A 22202-nucleotide genomic window follows, 5' to 3' on the forward strand; every position below is an offset into this window, starting at 1 on the left:
CAATGCCTGATGACCATAGCAAGTTGGTCCCACCCCTTCCCATCCCGAACAGGACCGTGAAACAACTCTGCGCCGATGATAGTGCTGCAACCAGTGTGAAAGTAGGTTATCGTCAGGCTAGTTATATTAAAAAAGCCCCTTCCAGTGATCTGGTCGGGGCTTTTTTTCGTCTGTCATTACCATGTAACGTACTGTAGCTAGACTTGCCTCTTTTTCAATCGAGGCTCGTTAAGCATGAAAAACTTTTCCCTGATATCGCTCGCGGTGTTTTCCGTCCTGGCAGGCTGCGGCGGTAGCGACAACGCGGCGCCAGCCAAGACGCCGATCACCGGCGTATTCCTGGACGGTGCGGTGGAAAACCTGGATTACGTCGCCGGCACCGCCGCGAAAGCCAGCACCTCGGCCAAGGGGGAGTTCACCTGCTACGCCGGCGATACCGTCAGCTTCAGCATCGGCGGCGTCGCGCTGGGCAGCGCGCCATGCGCCGCCACCATCACACCGCTGCAGTTGGCCGGCGTTACCGACGTCAAGGACAACAAGGTGGTCAACCGCCTGCTGGCCCTGCAACTGCTGGACGAAGACAGCGATCCATCGAACGGCATTAAGATTTCCGCCGATGTGAAAACCGCGCTGGCTGCCAAGAGCGCCGACTTCTCCTTGGACGCCACCGCCTTCAACACCGCGATGAGCGCCCACCTGACCACGGCCGGCGCCAAATACGCCGCTCGCGCGATCGACGACAGCCGCCGCGCGTTGGTACGCGAACACTTCGAAGATACGCTGGCCTCCAAGGTCGGCACGCCGGTGGTCGAGTCGTTCACGCAGAATACGCCGCTGGGCGCAGTCGCCGTCAACGTCACCCGCTATCAAATCCAGGCTGCGGCCAGCTACTACGTGCCGTACGAAGGTAGCAACGCCAAGGTCAAGGAAGAATTCCCGCTGGGCTTCCTGCCATCGTACGGATCGTCGCTGGCCTTCAAGGGCACCAACGCCAATGGCGATCTGGAGTTCTACGGCCTGACCGACCGCGGCCCGAACGGCGATGGTCCCAACCTGCCGTCGCTGAGTGGCGGCGGCGTCTCCGGCGCCAAGATCTTCCCGTCACCGAGTTTCACGCCGTCGTTCGGCGTAATCACCGTCGGTAAAACCGGCGCGGTGCTGACGTCGTCGACACCGATCAAGGTGTCGGCCACGGTCAACGCTTCCGGCCTGCCGGTCGCACCTGGCGCGGTCGGCAATTCGGCCGAACTGCCGGTGATGGACGCCATGAAGTACGACGCCACCAGTAAGGCCACCTTCAACGCCGGCGGCCTGGATACCGAAGCCATCGTGGTCGACAAGAAGCGCAACGCGCTGTGGATCTCAGACGAATACGGCCCGTTCATCATCAAGCTCGATCCGGCCACCGGCATCATCCTCAACAAGTACGCACCGGGCAGCGGCCTGCCGGATATCTTCCTGAAGCGCCGCGCCAATCGCGGCATGGAAGGCCTGACGCTGGACACCAGCACCGACAAGCTGCACGGCTTCCTGCAAAGCCCACTCACCGACGGCAACGCGACTTATTCGGTGACCGGCAAGAGCGAGGCGATCGAACGCTACGCGCGCTTCACGCGCTGGGTGGAGTTCGATCCAACCACTGGCACCTCGGGCAAGATGTACGCGTATCCACTGGACGCGGCCGACTACCAGGACGGCCGCACCGGCAACGCCAAGCTGGGCGACCTGGTCGCACTGGGTAACGGCAAATTCATCGTGATCGAGCAGGGCGCGGCGCCGAACGGCAAGGTGTTCAACAAGTTGATGCTGGTTGAGATAGGCGCGGCGACCGATATCGCCGGCGCGGGCTTCAACGTCAAGACGTCGGACCTGGAGAAGAGCAGCATGGGCGGCACCGCCGTCAACGGCGCGGACTGGAAAGCGGTGACGACGCTGAAGAAAACCCTGCTGCTGGACCTGAACGCGATCGGCTGGCTGGCAGAAAAAGCGGAAGGCCTGACCATCGTCGACGGCAATACGCTGGCACTGGCCAACGATAACGACTTCGGCATGAAAACCAAAGTCTTCACCGCAGCCGGCGTGGCGGTGGACGATGCGGATGTCACCAAGTGCAATATCGATGCATCCGGCGCCATCATCACCAGCACTGCTGCGGGCTGCAATGCCGCGAACACGATCCGCGTTGCGCGCGGCGAGGACCGCGAGCGTCCAAGCCGACTGTGGCTGATCAAGTTCACCAAGGCGCTGACGGCGTTTTGATGAGGAGGCGGGCCAAGCGGCCCGCCTTTTTTACTTCGCGGCGGCGTTCTGCTCCACGATCAGTTTGGCGATTTGCGAATCGGTCTTCACCGGCTCGATCAGCAGCACCTGCTGGCGGTTGATCAGCATGCGGTCTGGATTATGGGCTTCGCCACCGCGCTTGATCAGCACACTGGTGATGGCCTTGGTCTCGGGATTTTGCCGGCCCTGGATATAAAACACATCGCGCAGCGTCAGATAGTCGCCGCCGGCCGGTTCCAGTCGGCCGTAGAACATCTGGCCGTTCACCAGCGCCACCGCCTGGTAAGGCGTCTCCAGCTCCGGTCCCTGGTGGCCGCGCGTTCCCTGATAGGCGATGAAACTCAGCGCCGCCGCGATGATGATCGTGGCGAGCGCCGTCGTGCGCCCGGCTATGTTGTGCATGGTGTGTCTCCCGAATTGAAAATCAGCGCGGCAGCATAGCAGCTTGCGCGTACGGCGCACAGACGCTGTGCAAGCGCGCCACAGCGTCACGGGCATGTCATAAATTTATGGGATATTGAAGGTTTGCTCACACAATATCCGGGACAAACCATGCCGTTCGCGCTGTTGAAACCTCACTCCGCCATTCAATTCCTGCTGCTGGCTGCAGCCTTGCCGTTGAGCGCTGCCGCCGCTCCCGTTCCCGTGATCGTCTTCCCCGGCACGCTGAGCAACGCCAACACCGATGCGCAAACGCTGGACAAGAACCAGACCGGCACCATCACCACGACCGGCTCATTGACGGTAGGCGGCAGCGCGGTGGCCGTCACCATCATCGGCAAGAACGCGACGCTGGACAACCAGGGCCTCATCAGCCAGACCGGCAATGGCCGCGTGGTCCGCGATAACACCGGCGTCACCGGCCTGTCCATCATCAACGGCAGCGCCGCGAACAAGGCCGCGAAGATGCTGGCCGCCGACGGCGACGTGATCCAGATGAACAAGGCGAATGCCAGCGTCACGCTGACCAACTACGGCTCGATGATCTCGGATAACGCCAGCGCAGGCGGTTCGCAGGTGGTGGACTTTGCCGCCATCACCTCCGGCGCGAACATCGTGAACAACTATGGCCTGATGCAGGCGAAGGAGGCGGACTCGGTGCGCACCGGCGTGGGCGGCGCGGTGAACAACTACGGCACCATCGTCTCGACCACCAGCACCGGCAGCGGCAGCGACGGTATCGATGCGCAGAATAACAGCGGCGCGGTCATTCTCAATGGCGCGACTGGCTTGATCGACGGCGGCCGCCACGGCATCACCGGCGGCCAGAAGGATGGGACGCAGTCCTTCATTATGAGCATCACCAACGCGGCGGGCGGCATTATCCGCGGCAGCAACGGCTCGGGCGTCAACCTGGATGGCGTTAACGGCAAGCAGATCGCCACCATCGTCAATCATGGCACCATCATCGGCACCGGCGTGACGGGCGATGGCGACGGCCTGGATGTCGACGGCATCGCCAACGTCACCAACACCGGCATCATCCGCTCGGCCAACGCGTTCAGCGCACCGGCTGACGGCCTGGCATATAGCGAAGGCCTGAGTGTGGGTGGTGGCGTGATCGTCAACTCTGGCACCATCGAGGGTCTGGTCGCGGCGGGGAATACCAACGCCGTCGGACGCGGCATCACGCTGGCCGGCAACGACATCAGCGGCGCACCGGCCGGCACACGCGAAGGCTTGTATGGCAACGCCACGATCACCAACCAGCAGGGCGGCTTGATACGCGGCCAGAGCGACTCGGCCATCGTCACCGTGGGCGCAGCCAGCGGCTACGTCGTCACCATCAACAACAACGCCGGCGCCACCATTCAGGGCGGCGGCATCGTCAACGCCGCCATCAAGACCGGCGCGGACAACACGGTGATTGTCAATGCCGGCATCATCAACGGCGCCAGCAGCGGCAAGGCGATCGAGATGGGCAGCGGGAAAAACAGCCTGACCATCACCGGCGGCAGTATCACCGGCAGCATCAACGGCGGCAGCGGTGGCAGCAATACGATGGTCGTCAATCCGGGGGCCGGCAACAGCTTCTCGTATGCCGGCTCGATCTCGAATTTCAGCAATGTCGAGATCAAGAGCGGCACCGTGGTCCTGTCGGGCGTGAGCACCTACAGCGGCGCTACGCAGATCAGCGGCGGCGTACTTGCGCTGGATGGTGCGAACCGTCTGTCGGCCGACAGCGCGCTGGTGCTGAACGGCGGCACGCTGCAACTGGTCGGCTCTGGTGGCGCGAATGGGCAGACTTTCGCCAGTCTCTCGCTGACGGACAGCTCGTCGGTGCAGCTGGGTGGTTCGTCGCTCACGTTCAATGGCCTGGGCGCCATCGTCAACGGCAAGACGCTGTCGTTCACCGAGGCCGCATCGGGCGCGTATGCCTTCCGCCTGCTGGGCGACGTGACCGGCGACGCCGGCTTCTTGCAACTGGTGGGCGCCACCAGCATCAACGGCCTGGCGGTGCGCTATCGCTTCGACGGTGCGTACACCAACGCGATGGCGGTCCCGGAACCTGCCAGCTATGCGATGCTGCTGGCCGGCCTGGGCCTGGTGGGCGCGATGGCACGCCGCCGCAAGCAAGGCAGTTAAGCGGCGCTGCCTTTGCTGATGCTCTCACCATCTTGTTTGCGCAAGGACCAGAAGGTCAATGAGGACAGGACGGTGAGCACCGCCAGCGTCAGGAAGGCGTGATGCAGGGCGCTGGTGAGCGCCACGCGGTTCGATTGCGGCAGGTCACCGAGGAACCAGCCGGTAATCAGCGAGCCGGTGGCCAGGCCGAAGCTCATCGACAGCTGCTGCATCGAACTGGCCATGGTGCTGGCCATGCTGGAATCGGCGCTCTCCACGTCGGCATAGGCGATGCTGTTCATGGCGGAGAATTGCAGCGAATTGAAGAAGCCCAGGCACAGGCTTATCATCACGATCAGATACAGCGGGGTTCCCTGCTGGACGAATGAGTACATGCTGATGGTCAGGCCGATCAGCACTGTGTTGACGGTGAGGACCTGGCGATAGCCGAAGCGGCCCAGCACACGCACCGAAATGAACTTCATGCCCATGGCGGCAGCGGCGGACGGCATCATCAGCAGGCCCGATTGCCACGCCGGCAAACCCAATCCCAGTTGATACAGCAGCGGCAGCAGGAACGGCAGGCCGCCGATGCCGATGCGCGTAATGAAGCCGCCGACCACGGATACGCGGAAGGTGCGGATCTTGAACAACGCCAGTTGCAGCAAAGGGAAGGCCGCATCCCTGGCATGCCATACGTAGGCGGCGAGCAGGCTGCAGGCGATGAACAGCAGCACCGCCGCAGAGGTAACATCGATCTGGTGTTCGCCAAAAACCTCCAGCAGCCATGACAGCAGCGCCACGCCGGTTCCAAACAATACCAGGCCGACCAGGTCCAGCGGCCGCTCGCCGTCTCCACGATAGTCCGGCATGTAGCGGTGTGCCAGGAAAATCGCCACGACGCCGACCGGCACGTTGACGAAGAAGATATCGCGCCACGTCAGCCAGTGCACGATCAAGCCGCCGACGGTGGGACCAAGCAGGGGGCCGATCAACGCTGGAATGATCACGAAGTTCATCGCCGCCAGCAGCTCGGATTTGGGGAAGGTGCGCACGATGGTCAGGCGGCCGACCGGCATCATCATCGCCGCGCCTAAGCCTTGCAGCAGCCGCGCTGCCACCAGCATCGGCGAATTGACCGACAGGCCGCACAGCACCGACGCCACCGTGAAGATCGCCACCGCGCTCATGAAAACGCGGCGCGTGCCGAAGCGGTCCGCCATCCAGCCGCTGATCGGGATCGACACGGCCAGGCTGAGGATGTAGCTGGTGACGACGGCCTTCAGGCTGAGGGGAGTCACTTGCAGGCTGGCCGCCATGCTGGGAATCGCGGTGTTGACGATGGTGGAGTCCAGCTGCTCCATGAACAGGGCGGTGGCTACCACCCATGGAAGGTAGCTTTTGGCGGCGGAGGTATTCATGCATCCGATTGTCACACAAAAGCCACAGCAAGGTCATATGGCCGTCATGAATCGGGCGTAAGTTGGCCCACATCGAAATGGCCGATGGAGTTGATATGGACGCTAAGTCGCTGTTCCCAGGTCGTCGTGGTTTTATCCGGCAGATGGGCGCCACTGCCTTGCTGGGTGTCGGCGCAGGCGCGGGCCTGAGCGGTTGCAGCAGCACGGCTGCCAGCATCGCCGACGGCGCCGCGATCGGTTTCGATCATGGCGTGGCCAGCGGCGATCCGCTCAGTGACCGTGTGATACTGTGGACCCGCGTGACGCCGCGCCGCAGCGATGAAAGCGGCGAGGTTGCCGTCCGCTGGCAGATGGCTACCGATCCGGCCATGCAAATGATAGTCGCCAACGGCAGCGTGACCACGTCGGAACAGAAGGATTACACCGTCAAGGTGGATGCGGCCGGACTGCTGCCGGGCCATGTGTACTACTACCAGTTCGCCGTCGACACGGTGAAGTCGACCGTTGGACGTACCAAGACGCTGCCGCGCGGCGATGTGCGCCAGGTACGGCTGGCGGTGTTCTCCTGCTCGAACTATCCGTCCGGTTACTTCAACGTCTACGCCGATGCCGCGCGCCAGGACGACATCGACGCCGCGCTGCACATCGGCGACTACATCTACGAATACGAAAGCACCGGCTACGCTTGTGGCAATGCGGAGGCGCTGGGGCGCGTGTCGGAGCCGCGCGAACTGCTGCTTCGGTTGGACGATTACCGCCGCCGCTATGCCCAGTACCGCACCGATCCCGATCTGCAGGCGGTGCATGCGGCGATGCCGTTCATCGCCGTGTGGGATGATCACGAATTCGCCGACGATACCTGGCGCGACGGCTCGGCCGAGCACAAGGCCACCGAGTACGGCCCCTTCACGCTGCGGAAGGTGGCGGCGATGACGGCGTATCACGAGTGGATGCCGATCCGCGCGCCCGATCCTGCGACGCCTGAGAAAATCTATCGCTCGTTCGACTTCGGCGGCGTGGTGTCGCTGCACATGCTCGATACGCGCCTGATCGGCCGCGACCAGCAGCTGATGATGTCGTCCTACTACGATGAGCACAAGCGCTTCGATGTGGAAAAGTACAAGCACGACGTGTGTTCGCCGCGCCGTCAGATGATGGGCGCCGAGCAGATGGCGTGGCTGGAGCGCCAGGTGAGCGGTTCCAATGCGCGCTGGCAGATGCTGGGCCAGCAGGTGCTGATGGCGCGCATGGAATATCCGACCGCCATCGCCATGGGTGAATGCAATTGCACCGACTATTCGGCGCTGAAGAAGCGTGCCGCCGCCGATCCCTCCTGCGTCAGCAAACGTGAGCAGCGCTGGCTGTCCGCGCCGACGCTGCCGTGCTACATGGATTCGTGGGACGGCTATCAGAATGATCGCGAACTGGTGTTCGCCATGATGCAGCGGCACCGCAAGAATATGGTGGTGCTGGCGGGCGATACCCACAATGCCTGGGCCAGCGATCTGCATGACGCGCAAGGCCGCCAAGTGGGTGTGGAGTTTGCGACGGCCTCGGTGTCGTCGCCGGGAATGGAGGGCGCTTATCCGGACCGCGATCCTGAGGATGTGGCGAGCATGATGGTGGATCTGATCGAGCCGCTCTACTACGCGCAGACCAGCAAGCGTGGTTACATGATCGTCACCGCCAGCCACGAGCAGGTGCGCTGCGACTGGCGATTTGTCGATACGGTTTTCAAGCACGAGTTCACGGCGGTGACGGAGCGCAGCCTGCGCACGCTGGCAGGACCGGGCAACCGCCGCATCGAGGAGTGCGCCGGGGCCTAAGCTGTGACGGCCGGGTTATCCCAGCTGTCTTCAAACATGATGTCCGACAGCGGCCGGCGCTGGTCCCACTTTTCCAGTTCCAGCATGGGCGCGGTGTAGAACTCATGCACATGGCCGACGCACAGCACGGCGATAGGCTGGCTGCCGTCGGGCATACCGCAGATGTCGCGCAGCTGCTGCGGATCGAACATCGATACCCAGCCCGCGCCTATCCCTTCGGCGCGCGCCGCCAGCCAGAAGTTTTGCAGCGCGCAGGAGGCGGAGGCCAGGTCCATCTCCGGCATGGTGCGGCGGCCGAACACGTATTGGTCGCGCTTGTCGATAAGGCCCACCACCAGCACTTCGGCGCAGACAAGTATGCCTTCCACCTTGAGCTGCATGAATTCCTCGGCGCGCTTGCCCAACGCTTCGGCGGTCTTGATGCGTTCTTCGTTCACGTGCTGGTGTATCTGCGCACGCAGCGCGGGATTGGCGATGCGGATAAAACGCCATGGCTGCATCAGGCCGACGCTTGGGCCATTGTGGGCCGCCGCGATGAAGCGTTCCAGCTGCCCCGGTTTCAGTGGACCAGGTTTGAAGTGGCGGACATCACGCCGCTCACGAATGGCGCGATAGACGCCTTCGATTTCTGCCAGTGCGAAGGCGTGCGGATTGGCGGTCGTGCTCATGCGGATGGCGCCTTTTCATGCAATGCCAGCAGCGCATCGAGCAGCGGCTGGGTGGCGTCGGCGATGCGGTCAAGGCTGGCCTCGCGCAGTGCACTGGTATCCACGGTGTTTTCCGTTTGCAGGCCGGCCCAGCGCAGCAGGGCGCTGCTGGCTTGCGGCGTGTCGAACAGGCCGTGCAGATAGGTGCCGAGGATTTGTCCATCCGCCGAGAGCGCACCTTCGGGACGGCCATCGATGATGAAGGCCGGGACAGCGAGCGCACTGCCGGTCGAAGTGCCCATGTGGATTTCGTAGCCGCTGACGCTGGCCTGGTCCGCATCGAAGGCGCACACGCCCTGTACCTGCACCAGCCGTTTGTCGGGGGTCATTTCGGTGCTCATGTCGAGTAGGCCGAGCGCCGGCGATGTGCCGGCCTTGCCCTCCATACCTAACGGATCGGTCACGCTGTGGCCCAGCATCTGGAAGCCGCCGCAGACGCCGATCACCTTGCCGCCGTAGCGCAGGTGACGGGTGATCTGCTCCGGCCAGCCTTGGGCGCGCAGCCAATCCAGATCGCCCCGCGTGTTCTTGCTGCCGGGGAGGATGATCAGATCGGCCGCAGGTATCGGCTCGCCCTGGCGCACGAAGCGCAGGTCGACGTCCGGGTGGGCGCGCAGGGCGTCGAAATCGGTGTGGTTGCTCATGCGCGGCAGGCTGGGGACCACCACGCGGAAAGCGCCGCGCGAGGCTTGCACCGGCTGCACGGCGTCTTCGGCATCGAGGAACAGGCCGTGCAGATAGGGCAGTACCGCCAGCACCGGTTTGCCGGTCTGCTGCTCCAGCCATTCCAGGCCAGGCTCCAGCAGTTTGATGTCGCCCCGGAAGCGGTTGATGACGAAGCCGATGGTGCGGGCGCGCTCGCTCTCCGACAGGCAGGACAGCGTGCCGACGATGTGCGCGAACACGCCGCCACGGTCGATGTCCGCCACCAGTATCACCGGGCAGTCGACCTTTTCGGCGAAACCCATGTTGGCGATGTCGCGGTCGCGCAGATTGATTTCTGCCGGACTGCCGGCGCCTTCGACCACCACGCTGTCGTACTGCGCCAGCAGGCGTTCGTGCGATTCCAGTACGGCTTGCATCGCCACGGTTTTATATTGGTGATAGTCGCGGGCGTTCATCTCGGCGCGTACCTTGCCATGGATGATGACCTGGGCGCCGATGTCGCTCGATGGCTTGAGCAGCACCGGGTTCATGTCGGTATGCGGCGTCACGCCGGCGGCGATGGCTTGCAGCGCCTGGGCGCGGCCGATCTCGCCGCCGTCGGCGGTAACGGCGCTGTTGAGCGCCATGTTCTGCGGCTTGAACGGCGCCACGCGCACGCCCCGGCGCTTCAACAGCCGGCACAGGGCTGCAACGACGGTGCTCTTGCCCGCATCGGAGGTGGTGCCCTGAACCATCAGGGTCGAATAAGGGAAGCTCATATCAATTCTTGCGGTGCTGACGCGCCAGTTCGAGTTTTTCGCACATGGCGGTGGTGCCGGCGACCATGCGCGGGCCGGCGCGGTTCAGCAGTTCGCCGTCGAGCGTGAACAGGTTGTCGTTGCTGACTGCCTTCATCGTCGTGTATGGCTTCCACAGGCCCACGCCGCCGTAGTTCTTTTCGCTGGTGCCGAAGATTGCTTCGGGATCGGCTTGCAGCACCGCTTCGTTGCTGACTACCGGCGCCGTCACTTTCAGGTCGGCGAAGATGTTGACGCCACCGCACAGGCGCATGGCGTCGCTGACGATGGAGGTGCCGTTCAAGGTGTAGAGCGGCTTGTCCCACACCTGGTAGAACATCCGTACCGGCGGACGGTTGCTGTATTGTTTCGCCAGCGCGGCGAACTTCTGGCGGATCTCGGCGGCGACTGGCTGGGCTACGGCCTCAGTGCCCATCAACTGGCCGAGACGCAGCACGTTGTCGGCGATGCCATCGAGTTTGGTCGGCTCGCTGTGGAACATCGGGATATTCAGCTGGCGCAGCGTTTCGATCTGGCGTTCGGATGCGCCGTGCAGCCAGATGACGATCAGGTCCGGCTTCATGGCGATCACACGTTCCATGTCGACTTGGCGGTTGTCGCCGATACGTGGCAGTTTTTTTGCCGCTTCAGGATAGTCGCTGTAGGTGACCGCACCGACGATCTTGTCGCCGCCGCCGGCCGCGTACAGCAGCTCGGTTACGTGCGGCGCCATGGCGATGATGCGCTGCGCTGGCTTTTGCAGTGTGACGACATTGCCGTCGTCGTCCCGCACGCTGATGGCGGCATGGGCGCTTGCCGCCAAGGCCAGCATCGTCAGGCTTGCCAGCAGTTTGATCGTCGGTTTGTTCATATTGGTTCCTTGTTGATCCATTCTTTCAATGCCGATTCCAGCCGCTGCCATCCTGCTTCGTCGGGCGGCAGGCCAAGGCGGATTCCGCGCGCGGCCTGCTTGAACAAGCGCACCCATATGCCGCGTTCCGCCATGTGCTGCCAGAAGGCTTCGGCGCGTTCTTCGCTCCACCATTGGAACAGCGCGGTGCCGGTGGAGCGGATGCCGTGCGCCGCCAGCAGCTGTTGCAGGCGTTGGCCGCTGGCCAGCAGTCGTGCGAGTGCGTTGTGCTGCCATGGCCGGTCGCGCAGGGCTGCGAGGGCGATGTGCTGCGCTGGGCCGCTGACGGCCCATGGGCCCAGCAGGTCCGCCAGCTCGCGCAGCAGATCTGCGTGGGCTGCCACAAAGCCCAGCCGGATGCCGGCCAGTCCGAAGAATTTGCCGACCGAGCGCAGGACGATCAGGCCCGGTTGTCCGCTGTGCGCGGCGACGCTGTTGTGCTGCGCGGTGTCGCCGAAGGCTTCATCGACCACCAGCCAGCCGCCGCGCGCTGCCAGCTGTCCTGCCCATCGCAGAAGCTGGGCTGCTGGGATGCTGGCGCCGGTCGGGTTGTTGGGATTGCAGATGACGACGACATCGCTGCCGGCGACCGCTGCATCCAGCGCATCATATGGCGTCTGGGTCAGCGTGTGTCCGTGGCCGCTCCAGTGGTGCGCGTGTTCGGCATAGGATGGCGCGGCGACGGTAACACACGAGGGTTTGCGCAGCCGGGGCAGGGCCTGAATGGCGGCCTGAGTGCCTGCGACCGGCAGCATCAACGGCGCGCCGTAGTAGGCGGCTGCGGCCAACGCCAGTTCGGGGTCGGGCTCCGGCAGGCGGTGCCACGCATTGCCAGGCAGCGCGGGCGCGGGATACCAGTGGGGATTGAGGCCGGCGGACAGGTCCAGCCAGTCCTCGCGGCCGAAGCGCAGCGTGGCGTCGCGCAGATTACCGCCGTGTTCAAGCATGGACCATCTCCATCCATGCCGCGATGGCGCAGGCGATGGCCAGCCACAGCACCGTGGTGCGCGCGACCAGGCGCCATGCGCGGCTGATGTCGGCGCCGGTGGCGGGCAGGCCTTCGCCCAGCGGCGGGCGGTGTTCGATTTCGCCGTCGTAGATGGCGGCGCCGCCCAGCTGCACGCCGAGTGCGCCGGCGCCGCTCGACATCACCGGGCCTGCATTCGGGCTGCTCCAGGCCGGGGCCTGCGTGCGCCAGCACTGCCAGGCGCGCAGCTTGCCCTGGAGGCCAGGCGCCAGCAGCACGTAGGACAGCGCGGTCAGACGCGCCGGGATGTAGTTGAGCGCATCGTCGATGCGGGCGGCGGTGCAGCCGAATTGCAGCAGGCGCGTGGTGCGGTAGCCCCACATCGCATCCAGCGTGTTCGCCATGCGGAACAGCACCGCACCAGGACCGCCGGCGACGATGAACCAGAACAGCGTGCCGAAGACGGCGTCGTTGCCGTTTTCAAGCAGGGATTCGGCGCTGGCTTTGGTCAGTTCTATCTCGCTGGCGCTGGTGGTATCGCGGCTGACGATGCGGGCGGTCAGCAGGCGGGCATTGGGAAGATCGCTCTGCGCCAGCGCGTCGGCGATGGGCAGGTTGTGGTCGCGCAGGCTGCGCAGGCCGAGGCAGAAGTACAGCATGATGGCGTGCAGGATCCATGGCAGCGCGCCGTTGGTTCCCGCCAGCCGGACCAGCAATATGGCGACGGCGATCAGCGGCAGTACCGCCAGCGCCCAGGCTAGCGCGCCGCGCCAGAAGCGCAGGCCGCCGCGGTTGAGGCGCCGCTCCAGCGCCATCGCCAGATTGCCAAAGCCCACCAGCGGGTGCCAGCGCCGCGCCTCGCCCAGCGCCAGGTCGAGCAGAACGCCGACGACCATCAGCAAGGCGATGACGCCAAAGCTCAAACCTGTCAGCACGAAGATCCTTTTAACACCAGCGGCAAACCGGCGGCGACGAAGACCGCGCGGTCGCAAATGGCCGCCATGGCCTGGTTCAGGCGTCCCTGTTCGTCCATGAAGCAGCGCGAGATGGCGCCGAACGGCATGATGCCCATGCCGACTTCGTTCGATACCAGCACGATGTCGCTGGTGCATTTGGTCAGCGCGCTGACCAGCATGTCCTGCTGTTCGTGGAACAGGGCAGGCAGCGCGATCTCGCCGACTTCCGGATATTCCTCGCCGCCGCTGAACAGCAGGTTGCTGAGCCACAGCGTCAGGCAGTCGACCAGGATCAGGCGATCCGGCGAGGACCAGCGCAGCAGCTGGTTGCCCAGGGCGAGCGGTTCTTCTACCGTGATCCATTCGCTGGGCCGGCCGGCGCGGTGATGTTCGATGCGGGCGGCCATTTCGGTGTCGCCAGCAGTGGCGGTGGCGATGTAGACGACTTCCTTGCCCGACTCGATGGCCAGGCGATCGGCGTATCCGCTTTTACCTGAGCGTGCGCCGCCCAGAACCAGTGTACGTGTCATGCTGCGCTCCTTGAAAACAGGGCGGCGACGGCCGCCGGATTGGATGGAAAATAGGCGTGAAAATACGAAGCTGCCAGAGATCCTACGCGGTACCAGGCTTCACCCTGTACGGCGGATGGATGTTTGATAGTGTACGCCGCAGGCTCCACTGTTGTCTCCAGTTTGGAGTAATGGAACGTGTGGCCGCGCAGGACGCCTTGCGTCGTCGTCAGGCCTTGCGAACCCAGGCCCGCCAGGCGGACCTGCATCGCCACGGCTCCTGGCAGCACGCCTGCCATCGCCCATACCGCGCCTGCCTGGTCGGCCAGCGTATTGGCCAGCGCCATCATGCCGCCGCATTCGGCGACGATGGGCAGTCCGGCCGCATGGGCGGAACGGATCGACGCCTGCCATGTGGATGCCTGCGACAGCGCTTCGGCGTGCAGCTCGGGATAGCCGCCCGGCAGGTACACGGCGGTCGCTTCCGCCGGCACCGGCTGGTCGGCCAGCGGCGAGAAGAAGGTCAGCGTTGCGCCCAACTGGCGCAAGGTGTCCAGGTTGGCCGGATAGATGAACATGAAGGCAGGATCGCGGGCCACGGCGATGGTCTGTCCGGCCAGCAGCGGCGCCTGCGGCTCGGCGGCCGGCGGAACCTCGATACGCACTGGGCGCAGGCGCTCCCAGGCCGCGTCGTCGAACACCAGCTGGTCCGCCAAGTTGTCGAGCAGCTGGTCGATGTCGCCGACTTCGCCCGGCAGTACCAGGCCGAGGTGCCGTTCGGGCAGCGATTTCGCCTGGCGCGGCAAGGTCGCAAACAGCGGAATGTCGCGCAGCGAGGCCGCCACCATTTTTGCGTGATTTTCGCTGGCGACGCGGTTGGCGATCACGCCCGCCATCTCGACAGGGCCGTAGTCGCGCAGGCCGTGCACCAGCGCACCGGCGGTTTGCGCCATGGCGCCGGCGTCGATCACCGCCATCACCGGCACGCCGAATTCGCGCGACAGGTCGGCGGACGATGGCGTGCCGTCATACAGGCCCATGACGCCTTCGATCAGGATGACGTCCGCTTCGGCGGCGGCTTGCGCCAGCTGGCGGCGGCACAGGTCATGGCCGACCATCCACAGATCCAGCGAGCGCACGGGCGCACCGCTGGCGCGCTCCAGCAGCATCGGGTCGATGAAGTCCGGGCCGCATTTGAATACGCGTACCCGTTTGCCCTGGCGTGCCAGTTTGCGCGCCAGCGCGGCGGTGACCGTGGTCTTGCCCTGGCCGGAGGAGACGGCTGCTACCAGCAGGGCTTTGACTTCGATATGCGCCGCCATTACCACTCGGTCCCGGCTTGTGCGCCGATGCCGGCCTTGAAGGCGTGCTTGACGACTTCCATCTCGGTGACGGTATCGGCGATGGCGATCAGCTCCGGCGGCGCTCCGCGCCCGGTGATGACGACGTGCTGCATCGCCGGACGCGCCAGCAGGTCGTTGATGACGGTCTCCACGTCCAGATAGCGGTATTTGAGGGCGATATTCAGTTCATCGAACAGCACCAGGCCGATCTCAGGATCGGCCAGGAAGCGTTTGGCCTGCTCCCATGCCTGCAGCGCTTTTTCGATATCGCGTTCGCGGTTCTGGGTTTCCCAGGTATAGCCTTCGCCCATCGAGTGAAAGCTGACTTCTTCGGGGAAGCGGCGCAGGAACCGCTCTTCGCCGGTCTGCATCGCGCCTTTGATGAACTGCACCACGCCGACCTTCATGCCGTGGCCCATGGCGCGTATCACCATGCCGAAGCCGCTGGAGCTTTTGCCCTTGCCGTTGCCGGTGTTGACGATGATGATGCCGATCTGCTTGTCGGCGGAGGCGATCTTGGCGTCGATGATGGCCTTCTTGCGTTCCATACGGACGCGATGGCGCTCGTTCAGCGCCGCGGTTTGTTCGTCGATGTCGCCGGTGTTTTGCTGGTTCATGCAATGTCCTCGGAAGGGATGAAGATGCTGCGCTTGCCGTGCTGGAGGATGTCGATCGGATGGCCGAGGTAATCGCTGAGGATATCAGCCCGCATCACTTCCACCGTGGTGCCGGCCAGCCAGCGGCCGTCGCCCATCAGCAGCAGCGCGTGGGTGGAGACGCTGTGCGCCAGCGTCAAATCGTGGCCGATCATGATGGCGGTCTTGCCCTGCTCGCGGCACAGGCGCGCCAGCAGGCTCATAACGCTGACCTGGTGCGCCAGGTCCAGTGCATTGGCCGGCTCGTCGAGCAGCAGCAGCGGCGTATCCTGCGCCAGCATGGCGGCGATGGCCACGCGCTGACGTTCGCCGCCGGACAGCGTGCGAACGTCGCGCTCGGCCAGGTCGGCCACTTCCATCGATTCCAGCGATTTCAAGGCGATGGCGTGGTCGTCGCTGCCTTCCCAATAGCGGTTATCGTGATACGGGTGGCGTGCGGACAGCACGGTTTCGATCACGCTGTAGGCGAAGGCGTCGCTGCGGCTCTGCGCCAGGAAGGCGCGCTGGCGCGCCAGTGCGGGCAGCGGCCAGTCGGGCAGGGCGCGGTTCTGGATGGTGACATAGCCGCCGTCGGGATCGCGCAGGCCGGCCAGGGTTTTCAGCAGCGTGCTTTTGCCGGCGCCGTTGCGGCCGATGACGCTCCAGCATTCGCCTTCGCGCACACGCCAGTTCAGATCCGCGATCAGCTGGCGGCGGCCGATTTTCAGGGAGAGGTTATGAGTGCTGATCATCATTTACGAAGCCGATGCAGTTGGTACAGGAAGACAGGGGCGCCGATCAGCGCCGTCACCACGCCCACCGGCAGCTGTTGTGGTGCGATGATGGTGCGTGCCAGCGTATCGGCCAGCAGCAGGAAGCTGCCGCCTGCCAGCGTCGCCGCCGGTATCAGTACGCGGTGGTCCGGTCCGACCGCGAAGCGGCAGGCATGCGGCACGATCAGGCCGACGAAGCCGACGCTGCCCGCGCTGGTGACGGCGCTGGCGGTCAGCAGGCCGGAAACAAAGAACAGGCCTTTGCGCAGGGCGCCGACGCGGATGCCCAGCGTGGCGGCGGCTTCGGCGTGCAGCGCCATCACGTTCATGGAACGGGCGCTGCGCAAGACGAATACCAGAGCGCCGGCAAGCACTATCCATGGCAGCGCGCGCATCGGTGCACCGGCCAGGTCACCGATCATCCAGAACACCATGCTGCGCAAGCGGCTCTCCGGGGCGATGGACAGCATCAGCGTCACCAGCGCCATGCAGGCGGAAGACAGGATCACGCCGGTCAGCAGCAGCAGGGCGGTGCCGCCATCGGCTGCCGCGCCGCCGCGCAGGTCGCGCCGGGCCAGCAGGTATAACATCATCGAGACGGCGACCGCGCCGCCGAAGGCCGAGGCATCGACCATCCAGATGGCGCAGCCGAACAGCAGCGCTGCCAGCGCGCCGACGGAGGCACCGGCTGAAATGCCGAGCACATAGGGATCGGCCAGCGGGTTGCGCAACAGCGCCTGCATCATCACGCCGGCCAGCGACAGGGCGGCTCCGGTGACAAAGGCGGTCAGCGCGCGGCTCAGGCGCAGGTCAAGCAGGGTGGATGCCAGGGTCTGGGTCTGGCCGTGTAGCAGTTCGTTGATTGCAGCGGGAATGTCGGCGAGCGGAATCGAGATCGAACCGGTCATGCCCGAGAAAATAAGGCTGGCAAACGCGAACAGCACCAACCCGGTCAGGGTGATGGTGGCGCGCTGTCGCAGGTTGCGGGAGAAAGAATGCATGCACTGCTTTCAAAAAAGAGGGGCTGCCGGGCGCGCGGCGGATGCGCCCTACGCCCGGCAGGTTACACCATTACTGCTTATTTGTAGCCGTAGCGGATACCGGCAAACAGCTTGGACATCGGCGTGGCGTAGTTACGCGCCAGGTCGTACTGCTTGTCGTTGATGTTGTTCCAGCGGACCAGCGCCGACCAGTCACGGTTGAAGTGATAGGTCGCGTACAGGTTGACCAGGCCATAGCCGCCCATGCGGTTATTGTTGGCGGTATCGTCGTAGCGGTCACCGGACAGCTGGAGCTCCACGCCGGCCTTCCAGGCACCGGCGCTGTAGTCGGCCAGCAGGTTGCCGTGCTTTTTGGCGCGGCGCTGCAGGCGCTTGCCGCTGGTTTCGTCCTTCGGGTCTTGCAGGTCGACGTTGGCGGTGAAGTTGAAGCGGCCCAGTTGCTGGCTGGCGCTCAGCGTCAAGCCTTCAAGCAGGGCGTGGTTGACGTTGTAGACGCAACCGTTCGTGTAGCCAGCGGAGCCGAACGGGCACGGGTTGGTGCTGACCAGCAGGTCGGTCAGGCGATTGTGATAGTAGCTGGCGCTGAGCGCGGTGGTGCCGCTGTCGTAGTGCACGCCGATTTCTGCATTCTTGCCCAGTTCCGGCTTGTTGCGCGGATTGCCGTAGGACGGGTAGTACAGCTCATTGTAGGTCGGTGCGCGGAAGCTGGTGCCATAGCTGGCGGTGGCGCGCAGCGCTTGCGTGAAGTTGTAGCCATAGCCGACGGAGCCGGTGGTCTTCGCGCCGTACATCGATTTGTCGCGGCGCGCGCTGGCGTTGAACAGGTTGTCGCCACGGCGGGCGTTGTACGAAGCCGCAAAGGAGTTGGTGGTGCGCTGCGGGTTGTCCAGTTTGAAGCCGTTGGTCTCGACTTCCTCTTTACGGTGGCTGTACAGCAGTTGCAGCACGTCGGCGCCGATTTGCACATCATTCTGCCAGGTGAAGTCGGTCTGCTTGGTGTTGATCTGCGAGTAGCCGGAAGCCAGAGGGCTGCTGTAGGTGGCGCCTTCGTCCTTGGTCTGCGAGTACTGCACCAGGCTTTGCCAGATCGGCAGGATCTGGTTCTTGCTGTAGATGGCGGCGTTTTCGAGTTTTGCGTTGGAGCGCACATCGAAGGCGGCAGCGCCATTGTCGTATTGGGATTCGAGCTTGCTGTGCATGAGCAGCGCGCCGACTTCGTGGCCTTCGGCCAGGCGCAGGCCGAACTGGGCTGCAGCGCTTTCGTGGTCGTAGCCGTCTTTGTCGGCGTTGTAGGCTTTACCGATGGCTGGGCGGGTGGCGGAGAAACCGTCCGATTTTTCTTTGCCGGCGCTGATCGCGTAGCTGATGCTGTGTTCACCGCCGGTGGCGCCGGAGATCGAAGCGTCGGCTTCGCGGGTGTTGTCGGTGCCGTAGCCGGCGAAGGCGGTGAAGGCAGGCGCGCCCTTGCCCTTCTTGGTGAATATCTGGATCACACCGCCGATGGCGTCCGCGCCGTACAGGGAGCTCAGTGGGCCGTAGATGATTTCGATATGATCGATGGCGGTCAGCGGAATGGCGCTCCAGTTGGCGGCGCCGGTGGTGGACGAGCCGATACGCACGCCGTCGACCAGCACGATGTTCTGGTTGCTGTTGGCGCCGCGGATATACACGGTGGCGTTGGTGCCGGCGCCGCCGTTGCGGGCGATCTCGATGCCGCGCTGGCGTTGCAGCAGGTCGGCGATGGAGCCGGCGCCGGATTCGGCGATCTGTTCGGGGCTGATGGTTACGCTGTCGCTGATGACATCGGCCAGTGCTTGCGGGTGGCGGCTTGCGGTTACCAGTACGGTGCCGGCGGTCGGTTCGGCATGGGCGTAGGAGGCGGCCATTGCCAGCGCCAGCGACGTCAGGGCCGCTGGACGGGAGATACGAAGGGTCATGATGTAGTTTTTCTGTTAATAGCAACCGGCCGACGTCCCCGTGGGCCAGATTGAACAGAAGCGGAGAACCGGGAATCGCCTGTAGCGCTCATCCAGTTCGTTCGCTTCCACCTGATTTGGCCGGTATCCGGGCTGGCAAGTTAAACCGCCTCACCTTCCCATGCGGAGCACAGTGGTTGTCAGAGGTGGTTTGTCGCGCATGCGCTGCGACACTTGCTTACCGTTGCGGGGGCAGCACACGTGGGCCTTGGCTGCGTGAGCCGAGAGCTTCGTGTTTCCCGTTTAACTGCGCATCTGGACAGACGCGCGGGCACCAAAACCCCGTCATTATACGGGTTTGCGCCGCATCGGTCATCGGGCGGCGGTTCAGCTTTGCAGCGTCAGCGTGGCGCCATAGGCGATTTGATGCGGGTTTCGGGCTGCTTGCATGGCCATGTCGGCGGGAGCCAGGCCTGCGTGACAGGCCAGCAGCAGACGCATCGCGCCGGCATGGCAGATGACGATGGCGTCCTGCTGCTGGCGCTGGAGGTCGGCGTGGAAGGCCGCGATGCGGCCGGCCATTTGCAGCACGCTTTCGCCGCCGCCGGGGCGGTAGTGGACCAGGTCTGCGGCCCAGGCATCGATGTCGGCGCGGGGGATATCGTCCCAGGGGCGCAGCTCCCAGTCGCCGAAGTCGATTTCCGCGATGCGGGCGTCCAGCAATGGTGCGGCGGATTGCAGCGGCGTCGCCAGTTGCGCAGCCAGGATGGCGCAACGCTGCAGCGGGCTGCTATATATAGGGAGGCGGCGCGGCAACGTGGTTGTCAGCGCGGCCAGTGTCTGCGCCAGCTGTTCCGGCGCGACCGCCAGATCGCTGCTGCCGTAGCACACGCCGGGCGCGATCAGCGGCTGCGGATGACGGACCAGTATCAGCTGCACAGCGTTACCAGGGCAGGGCGCCGTGGTGCATGCTGGCCAGCACGCACAGATAGAACACTACTTCGCTGAGCTGCTGTACCGCGCCGAGGCAGTCGCCCGTGTAGCCCGCGATGCGGCGGACAAATTTGCGGGCCAGCCAGATGGTGGCGATGAGCGCTGCGACGATGCCGGTCGCCAGTGCGTTCCAGGTCAGCCAGCCGCAGGCGATCATCGCTAGCGCGGGAATGGCCGCGGTGACGGCGGCTAGCAGGAATTCAATGGTGGTCATCTTTTGTGCCAGTGGTTTGGCCTTGCCTTCGGCGCGCGCGTAATCGAGACGCCAGATCAGCGAGGTGGCCATCAGGCGCGATAGCGGGTGGGCGACGAGCAGCGCGGCGATCGCCGCCAGCGGCGGCAGCATGGACAGCGTCGCGCATTTGGTGCCGAGCAGGCAGATGATGCCGATGGCGCCATAGGCGCCGATGCGCGAGTCCTTCATGATCTCCAGTACGCGCTCCGCCGTCATGCCGCCGCCGAAGCCATCGCACATGTCGGCGAAGCCGTCCTCGTGAAAGGCGCCGGTGGCGTAGATGCCGGCAGCGGTCGACAGTAGCACGGCGACCGGCGCGGGGAAGATCCAGGCCGCCAGTGCGTACACACCGGCCGCAATCGCGGCCACCACCACGCCGACCAGCGGGAAGTAGCGCGAGGCCTGGTTCAGCCACGCGGCATCGAACCCCACCCAGCCTGGAATCGGCAGGCGGGTGAAGAACTGGAGTGCGGTGAAGAACAGGCGTAGCTGGTGCACGGCGCTTACTCGGACTTCTCGCTGACCTGGGCCGATTCAAACGTGGCCATCTGGTTCAGGAAGTTGACCGACGCATGCAGCAGCGGCAGGGCCAGTGCGCAGCCAGTGCCTTCACCCAGGCGCAGGCCCAGGTTCAGCAGCGGTTTGGCGCCCAGCGCGGCCAGCATCTGCTGGTGGCCGTTTTCGTTGGAGCAGTGGGCGAAGACGCAGTAGTCCAGGATCGCCGGTTGTACGCGTGCCGCGACCAGCAGCGCGCTGGTGACGATGAAGCCGTCGATCAGCAGTACTTTGCGCAGCTCGGCCGCCTTCAGCATGGCGCCGGCCATCATGGCGATTTCCAATCCGCCGAAGGTGGCCAGTACGTCGAGCGGCTCCACTGCTACGGCGTGTTTGGCTACAGCCGCTTCGATTACACGCTGCTTGTGCAGTATGCCTTCCGCAGAGAGGCCGGTGCCGGCGCCGACGCATTGCGCGACCGGTATGCCGGTCAGCTTGTGCATCAGCGCTGCGGCGGCGGTGGTGTTCCCGATGCCCATTTCGCCGAAGCCGACCACGTTGCCTTTCAAGTCCGCAGCCAGCGCCATGCCTGCGGCCAGTGCGGCCTCGCAGGTGGCGCGGCTCATCGCCGGTTCTTGCGCGAAGTTCTGTGTGCCGTAGGCCAGCTTGCGGTCGATCAGGACATCGCGCGGGCCGAAGTCGTGATTGACGCCGGCGTCGATGACGTGGAGTTCGCAGTTGTTTTGCGTCGCGAAGACGTTGATGGCGGCGCCGCGCGCGAGGAAGTTCTCCACCATCTGCCAGGTCACATCCTGCGGGTAGGCGGAGATGCCTTCAGCAACCACGCCGTGATCGGCGGCGAACACTAATATGGCAGGCTGCGTGATCGCGACTTCGCGAGTGTTCTGTATAAGGCCGATTTGTTTGGCCAGCGATTCCAGTACGCCCAGGCTACCCAGCGGCTTGGTTTTATTGTTGATGGCTTTGTCCAGCAGGGCGGCCAGCGTCTCGTTATGAGTAGTAGGGATAGTTGGAATAAACATGTGGGCGACTTATAAATCGGTGAAGTCCGTATTTTACCCTTGCAAGCTGCGGCTGCTCTTGCTATAGTTCGCCTCCCCGCAAAACGCAGCATGTAAATGCGAAGTTAGCGAGGAAAAAGAAGGGGTTGACGAGATAAACGAAACACTTCATAATCTTGCCTCTTCGCTGATGAACACAACGCTTC

General features: G+C 64.3%; 19 protein-coding genes, 1 rRNA gene and 1 riboswitch. Of the genes, 4 read left to right on the forward strand and 16 right to left on the reverse strand.

The genetic code is table 11. The features are described from left to right. The first annotated feature begins 5 nt into the window (after positions 1–5). Both rrf and GEV02_RS31990 read left to right on the forward strand, forming a co-directional pair. Positions 6–118, forward strand: a 5S ribosomal RNA gene (gene rrf, locus GEV02_RS31985). Between the two features lie 116 nt (positions 119–234). Continuing rightward, positions 235–2259, forward strand: coding sequence for an esterase-like activity of phytase family protein (locus GEV02_RS31990; RefSeq protein WP_152841830.1), 2025 nt, complete (start codon positions 235–237; stop codon positions 2257–2259). A 30-nt stretch (positions 2260–2289) separates the two neighbouring features. On the opposite strand, the gene GEV02_RS31995 is transcribed toward GEV02_RS31990, so the two are convergent. Next, the gene (locus GEV02_RS31995) at positions 2290–2682 is read right to left on the reverse strand and encodes a hypothetical protein (RefSeq protein ID WP_152841831.1); all 393 of its coding nucleotides are present in this window, start codon (positions 2680–2682) and stop codon (positions 2290–2292) included. A 123-nt stretch (positions 2683–2805) separates the two neighbouring features. On the opposite strand from GEV02_RS31995, the gene GEV02_RS32000 reads away from it, so the two are divergent. Beyond that, positions 2806–4866 (forward strand): beta strand repeat-containing protein, encoded by a 2061-nt coding sequence (locus tag GEV02_RS32000; protein ID WP_235923104.1) that lies wholly within the window; start codon positions 2806–2808, stop codon positions 4864–4866. On the opposite strand, the gene GEV02_RS32005 is transcribed toward GEV02_RS32000, so the two are convergent. Then, on the reverse strand, positions 4863–6266 hold the full coding sequence (locus GEV02_RS32005; RefSeq protein ID WP_152841832.1) for a DHA2 family efflux MFS transporter permease subunit: 1404 nt from the start codon (positions 6264–6266) through the stop codon (positions 4863–4865). The two genes, GEV02_RS32000 and GEV02_RS32005, sit on opposite strands and share 4 nt — an antisense overlap. A gap of 95 nt (positions 6267–6361) precedes the next feature. On the opposite strand from GEV02_RS32005, the gene GEV02_RS32010 reads away from it, so the two are divergent. After that, positions 6362–8092 (forward strand): alkaline phosphatase D family protein, encoded by a 1731-nt coding sequence (locus tag GEV02_RS32010; protein ID WP_152841833.1) that lies wholly within the window; start codon positions 6362–6364, stop codon positions 8090–8092. Here the strand turns inward: GEV02_RS32010 and bluB are convergent. The 14 genes from bluB to cobT all read right to left on the reverse strand — a co-directional run bounded on the left by bluB (position 8089) and on the right by cobT (position 22017). Beyond that, positions 8089–8760, reverse strand: a complete 672-nt coding sequence (bluB, locus tag GEV02_RS32015) for a 5,6-dimethylbenzimidazole synthase (RefSeq protein WP_152841834.1) — start codon at positions 8758–8760, stop codon at positions 8089–8091. The genes GEV02_RS32010 and bluB overlap by 4 nt on opposite strands. Then, positions 8757–10223 carry a cobyric acid synthase gene (locus GEV02_RS32020; RefSeq protein WP_152841835.1) on the reverse strand — a complete coding sequence of 489 codons (1467 nt, stop codon included), beginning with the start codon at positions 10221–10223 and terminating at the stop codon, positions 8757–8759. The genes bluB and GEV02_RS32020 overlap by 4 nt, the downstream gene beginning before the upstream one ends. Before the next feature lies 1 nt (position 10224). After that, positions 10225–11112: a cobalamin-binding protein gene (locus GEV02_RS32025; protein ID WP_152841836.1), complete on the reverse strand. Its 888-nt coding sequence runs from the start codon at positions 11110–11112 to the stop codon at positions 10225–10227. Then, positions 11109–12098, reverse strand: coding sequence for a threonine-phosphate decarboxylase CobD (cobD, locus tag GEV02_RS32030; protein ID WP_152841837.1), 990 nt, complete (start codon positions 12096–12098; stop codon positions 11109–11111). Before cobD ends, GEV02_RS32025 begins: the two co-directional genes overlap by 4 nt. Continuing rightward, a complete protein-coding gene (gene cbiB / locus GEV02_RS32035) occupies positions 12091–13053 on the reverse strand; it encodes an adenosylcobinamide-phosphate synthase CbiB (RefSeq protein WP_328595964.1) in 963 nt (320 codons plus the stop codon). The genes cobD and cbiB overlap by 8 nt, the downstream gene beginning before the upstream one ends. Further along, the gene (cobU, locus tag GEV02_RS32040; protein WP_152841838.1) at positions 13047–13604 is read right to left on the reverse strand and encodes a bifunctional adenosylcobinamide kinase/adenosylcobinamide-phosphate guanylyltransferase; all 558 of its coding nucleotides are present in this window, start codon (positions 13602–13604) and stop codon (positions 13047–13049) included. The genes cbiB and cobU overlap by 7 nt, the downstream gene beginning before the upstream one ends. Then, positions 13601–14905 carry a cobyrinate a,c-diamide synthase gene (locus GEV02_RS32045; RefSeq protein WP_152841839.1) on the reverse strand — a complete coding sequence of 435 codons (1305 nt, stop codon included), beginning with the start codon at positions 14903–14905 and terminating at the stop codon, positions 13601–13603. The genes cobU and GEV02_RS32045 overlap by 4 nt, the downstream gene beginning before the upstream one ends. After that, positions 14905–15543: a cob(I)yrinic acid a,c-diamide adenosyltransferase gene (gene cobO, locus GEV02_RS32050; RefSeq protein ID WP_152841840.1), complete on the reverse strand. Its 639-nt coding sequence runs from the start codon at positions 15541–15543 to the stop codon at positions 14905–14907. The genes GEV02_RS32045 and cobO overlap by 1 nt, the downstream gene beginning before the upstream one ends. After that, positions 15540–16313, reverse strand: coding sequence for an ABC transporter ATP-binding protein (locus GEV02_RS32055; protein ID WP_152841846.1), 774 nt, complete (start codon positions 16311–16313; stop codon positions 15540–15542). Before GEV02_RS32055 ends, cobO begins: the two co-directional genes overlap by 4 nt. Beyond that, a complete protein-coding gene (locus GEV02_RS32060; RefSeq protein WP_152841841.1) occupies positions 16313–17335 on the reverse strand; it encodes a FecCD family ABC transporter permease in 1023 nt (340 codons plus the stop codon). The genes GEV02_RS32055 and GEV02_RS32060 overlap by 1 nt, the downstream gene beginning before the upstream one ends. 77 nt (positions 17336–17412) lie before the next feature. Beyond that, complete coding sequence (locus GEV02_RS32065; protein WP_152841842.1) at positions 17413–19272, reverse strand: TonB-dependent receptor domain-containing protein; 1860 nt, start codon at positions 19270–19272, stop codon at positions 17413–17415. A gap of 101 nt (positions 19273–19373) precedes the next feature. Beyond that, positions 19374–19605, reverse strand: a riboswitch (cobalamin riboswitch). Between the two features lie 33 nt (positions 19606–19638). Continuing rightward, the gene (locus tag GEV02_RS32070; protein WP_328595965.1) at positions 19639–20190 is read right to left on the reverse strand and encodes a histidine phosphatase family protein; all 552 of its coding nucleotides are present in this window, start codon (positions 20188–20190) and stop codon (positions 19639–19641) included. A 4-nt stretch (positions 20191–20194) separates the two neighbouring features. Continuing rightward, a complete protein-coding gene (locus tag GEV02_RS32075; protein ID WP_328595966.1) occupies positions 20195–20977 on the reverse strand; it encodes an adenosylcobinamide-GDP ribazoletransferase in 783 nt (260 codons plus the stop codon). A 5-nt stretch (positions 20978–20982) separates the two neighbouring features. After that, a complete protein-coding gene (gene cobT / locus GEV02_RS32080; protein ID WP_152841843.1) occupies positions 20983–22017 on the reverse strand; it encodes a nicotinate-nucleotide--dimethylbenzimidazole phosphoribosyltransferase in 1035 nt (344 codons plus the stop codon). Positions 22018–22202: the final 185 nt, after the last annotated feature.

This window comes from Rugamonas aquatica (assembly GCF_009380215.1).
Classification (GTDB): Bacteria; Pseudomonadota; Gammaproteobacteria; order Burkholderiales; family Burkholderiaceae_D; genus Rugamonas; species Rugamonas aquatica_B.